Here is a 4,180-nt window from a genome sequence, read left to right as displayed (position 1 = left end):
CCGGGCCGACCCGTTGGAGGCGGGCCGTATCGCCAACGCGGTGCTGACCGCCATGCGCGAGGAAAACCGGCTCTCGGTCGGCGGCGGCCTTGTGTCGGCAAGCATCGGCATTGCGCTGTATCCGTCGGATGCCGAAAACCAGGCCAGCCTGATAAGCCACGCCGATACGGCACTCTACCGGGCCAAGACCGAAGGCAAGGACACTTACCGTTATTTCGAAGCATCGATGGGGGCCGAGGCCCGCGACAAGCGCGTCATGGAGCACGAACTGCGCCAGGCGGTCGCACGCCAGGAGTTCTATCTCGTCTACCAGCCGCAGAAAGAGATCAGCAGCGGAAAGATGGTCGGCTTCGAAGCGTTGGTCCGCTGGCGGCATCCGACTCGCGGCGACGTGTCGCCGGCCATATTCATCCCGGTGGCCGAAGACAGCGGCGCCATTGGCCAGATTGGCGAATGGGTGCTGACGGCTGCCTGCGAGGAAGCCGCCCGCTGGGAAAATCCGCTGACAGTGGCCGTCAACGTTTCGGCGGTGCAGCTCCACAACACGAATTTCAGCCGCAAGGTCCACGAAACATTGCTGAATTCCGGCCTGGCGCCCGGCAGGCTCGAGCTTGAGATCACCGAGACGGCGCTTGTCAAGGACATGCCGCGGGCGCTGGCCACCTTGCGGCAGGTCAAGGCGCTGGGCGTGCGCGTGGCCATGGACGATTTTGGAACCGGCTATTCCTCGCTCTCCAACCTCCGCGCCTTCCCCTTCGACAAGATCAAGATCGATGGCTCCTTCATCAAGTCGGTCGACAAGAACGGCCAGGTCGCGGCGATCGTGCGCGCCGTCCTGGGACTTGGACGTGGTCTCGGCCTGCCGGTTCTGGCGGAGGGGGTCGAGACGCTCGGCGAACTGAAATTCCTGGACGCCGAAGCCTGCGAGATCGGCCAGGGCTATTATATCGGCAGGCCAGCTCTCATCGAAGAATTCGGCGAGCTGACCGGTGTCGTCGCACCCGCTGTCGGCAGCAAACCCGCTACCTTGCGCGACAGAAGCGTTCTGGCCTTCGCACCGGCACCTGCGCTAGCCACACGCTAGACTAGAGGCTCTCGGGCTTGAGTGCCGTCTCGACCAGCCGCCTGGCGTCCGGCCCCGACCATTCGGCCGGGCCGTTCATATGGGCGATCAGGCAGCCCTCGCCGTCGACCAGCATGGTGACAGGAAGGCCTAGCGCCAGGCCGCGCTTCTTGAGGTCGTTGAACAGCGCCATCGTCGAATCCCGGTAATAGCCAAGCGTCGCGACGCCGGTATCGCTGAGGAACTTCTTCGGCTTCACATCGTCGCCGGCATCGACATTGACGGCGATCACTTGAAAGGCGTCGCTGCCCTTTTCCTTCTGCAGCGCATCGAGCGCCGGCATTTCGGCACGGCACGGGGCGCACCATGTCGCCCACAGATTGAGCAGCACCGTCTTGCCGGCATGATCGGCAATCGTCATCGGCTTGCCGTCCGGACCGTTGAAGGCAAGGCTCTTCAGGGATTGTGGCGGATCGGCCGGCAAAAGTGCCGCGACCTCACCGGTGGCCGAAGCCGCGACCTTCTTGGCGCGGTCGCTCTTGGCCGCGCAGGCCACGTCGTCCTTGCTCTCACCCACGGCAGCTTGTGCCGGTGCATTGTTGCCAGACCGGCTCTCGCTGACATATACCGCGACCGCGCCCGCCAGCGCGCCCGCCACCAAGGCGGCGAGGATCAGGCGCGGGGCCGGGAAGAATCTACTACCGTCTGCCATTTTCTCAAAACTGCTCCGAAGCACGGGTTATAGCCATGAGCGATAAGAAAACCAGCAACCAGATGTGGGGCGGACGTTTTGCCTCGGGTCCGGCCGCCATCATGGAAGCGATCAACGCGTCTATCTCCTTCGACCGCAAACTCTATGCGCAGGACATCAAAGGCTCGATCGCCCATAGCGAGATGCTGGCGCAAACGGGCATTATTTCGGCGGCCGATCAAGAAAAAATCGCTGACGGGCTGAACACGATCCTGAGAGAGATCGAGGCCGGCAGCTTCGAGTTCTCGACGCGGCTCGAAGACATCCACATGAACATCGAGGCGCGCCTTGCCGATCTGATCGGCCCGGCGGCCGGCCGCCTGCACACCGCCCGCTCGCGCAACGATCAGGTCGCGGTCGATTTGCGGCTCTGGGTCAAGGAGGAGTGCTTTCGCGTCGCCGAGGCGTTGAAGGGGTTGATTGAGGCGCTGCTGGAGCGGGCCGAGGAGCATGCGGCGACCGTGATGCCGGGCTTCACCCATATGCAGGCGGCCCAGCCGGTGACCTTCGGCCATCACTGCATGGCCTATGTCGAGATGTTTTCGCGCGACCTGTCGCGTGTCCGCGATGCGATCGAACGCATGGACGAAAGCCCGCTCGGTGCCGCCGCACTTGCCGGCACCAGCTTCCCGATCGACCGCCACCGGACCGCCAAGGGGCTCGGCTTCCGCGAGCCGATGCGCAATTCGCTCGACAGCGTCTCGGATCGCGATTTCGCGCTCGAGTTCCTTGCCATGGCCGCGATCTGCGCCACGCATCTGTCGCGGCTGGCCGAAGAGATCATCATCTGGTCGACGCCGCAATTCGGCTTCGTCAGGCTGTCGGACTCGTTTTCCACCGGCTCGTCGATCATGCCGCAGAAGAAGAATCCCGATGCCGCCGAACTGGTGCGCGGCAAGACCGGCCGCGTCACCGGCCATCTGGTCGGCCTGCTGACGGTGATGAAGGGCATGCCTTTGACCTATGGCAAGGACATGCAGGAAGATAAGGAATCGGTATTCGACGCCGCCGAGACGCTCGACCTGATGCTGGCGGCGATGACCGGCATGGTCTCGGACATGACGGTCAACGCAGCCGCGATGAAGAAGGCCGCCGGCTCCGGCCACGCGACAGCAACCGACCTTGCCGACTGGCTGGTGCGCACGCTCGGCCTGCCGTTCCGAGAGGCGCATCATGTCACCGGCCGGGCGGTGGCGCTGGCCGAAGACAAGAAGGTGGGGCTGGAGAAGCTTTCGCTGGAGGATCTGCAGTCGATCGATCCCGGCATCACGGCCGACATATTCTCAGTGCTGGCGGTGCAGAACTCGGTCAAGAGCCGCACCAGTTTCGGCGGCACCGCGCCGTCGGAAGTGAGGAAGCAGATCCGCGCCTGGAAAAAGCGACTGGCGAAAGCGTAATGCCGGATGTTGCGCCAGCAATATCCCGGACATGCGACCAGCAATATCCGGACGTTGCGCCAGATATTGCGACGAGCAATATCTCGGGGTGCAATGCGCCGAGAACTCGGCTAAAAGCGGCGGCTGACAAACGTTTCGGACGGATGGATCGATGACCGGAAGCAGGATTTTGGTGACGCTGACGCTGCTGGTGGCGATCGCGGCCGTCTCGGCCTGCGGCAGGAGGGGCGGTCTCGACACGCCCTATGAGGCGGCCGTGCAGGCGCGCAAGGATGCCTCGAAGGCCCATCAGCCCGTGCCGCCGGAGCCAGAAAAACCGGTCAAGGACAAGAAGTTCATCCTCGACCCGCTGATCTAGGCCGACGAGAGCGGGGCCTTCCAACCCGATCTCATCTTGCCGCAACTTCCGGAATCACTCCCGTGAACCATTTCGACTACCGCGACGGCGTGCTCCATGCCGAGGACGTGGCGATACCAGATATCGCCGCACAGGTCGGCACGCCATTCTACTGCTACTCGACGGCCACCCTGACCAGGCACTACCGGGTGTTTGCCCAGTCCTTTGCCGGGCTCGACACGCTGGTCTGCTACGCCATGAAGGCCAATTCCAACCAGGCCGTCCTGCGGACGCTGGCGAAGCTCGGCGCCGGCGCCGACGTGGTTTCGGAAGGTGAATTGCGCCGGGCGCTGGCCGCCGGCATTCCGGCCGGCAAGATCCTGTTTTCGGGCGTCGGCAAGACTGCGCGCGAAATGGACTTTGCCCTTGCCGCCGGCATTCTCTGCTTCAACGTCGAGTCCGAGCCTGAACTTGAGCTGTTGTCGGCGCGAGCCGTTGCCCTTGGCAAGGTGGCGCCGATCTCGCTGCGCATCAATCCCGATGTCGACGCCAGGACCCACAAGAAGATCTCCACCGGCAAGGCCGAGAACAAATTCGGCATCCCGTGGCAGCGGGCGCGGCAGGTCTATGCC

The 4,180-nt window shown here is 63.8% G+C and carries 4 protein-coding genes and 1 pseudogene; 4 read left to right on the top strand and 1 reads right to left on the bottom strand.

Annotated elements, in window-relative coordinates; all coding sequences use genetic code 11:
* Positions 1-1,084, top strand: a 1,084-nt coding sequence (locus ENZ74_RS23925; RefSeq protein ID WP_164761164.1) for a GGDEF domain-containing phosphodiesterase, incomplete at its 5' end; no start/stop codon positions are given.
* A gap of 1 nt (position 1,085) precedes the next feature.
* On the opposite strand, the gene ENZ74_RS23920 is transcribed toward ENZ74_RS23925, so the two are convergent.
* Positions 1,086-1,775: a TlpA disulfide reductase family protein gene (locus ENZ74_RS23920; RefSeq protein WP_063169085.1), complete on the bottom strand. Its 690-nt coding sequence runs from the start codon at positions 1,773-1,775 to the stop codon at positions 1,086-1,088.
* A 35-nt stretch (positions 1,776-1,810) separates the two neighbouring features.
* On the opposite strand from ENZ74_RS23920, the gene argH reads away from it, so the two are divergent.
* The 3 genes and pseudogenes from argH to ENZ74_RS23905 all read left to right on the top strand — a co-directional run.
* Positions 1,811-3,211: an argininosuccinate lyase gene (argH, locus tag ENZ74_RS23915; protein WP_063169086.1), complete on the top strand. Its 1,401-nt coding sequence runs from the start codon at positions 1,811-1,813 to the stop codon at positions 3,209-3,211.
* 151 nt (positions 3,212-3,362) lie between these two features.
* Entirely contained in the window at positions 3,363-3,569 is a 207-nt protein-coding gene (locus tag ENZ74_RS23910) for a lipoprotein (protein ID WP_013529409.1), read from the top strand.
* Between the two features lie 62 nt (positions 3,570-3,631).
* Positions 3,632-4,180, top strand: a pseudogene (locus ENZ74_RS23905) (diaminopimelate decarboxylase); the annotation flags it as partial.

This window comes from Mesorhizobium sp. M7A.F.Ca.CA.002.15.2.1 (assembly GCF_003998715.1).
In the GTDB taxonomy this organism is placed as follows: Bacteria; Pseudomonadota; Alphaproteobacteria; order Rhizobiales; family Rhizobiaceae; genus Mesorhizobium; species Mesorhizobium ciceri.
This window is presented reverse-complemented; position numbering and strand designations above follow the sequence as displayed.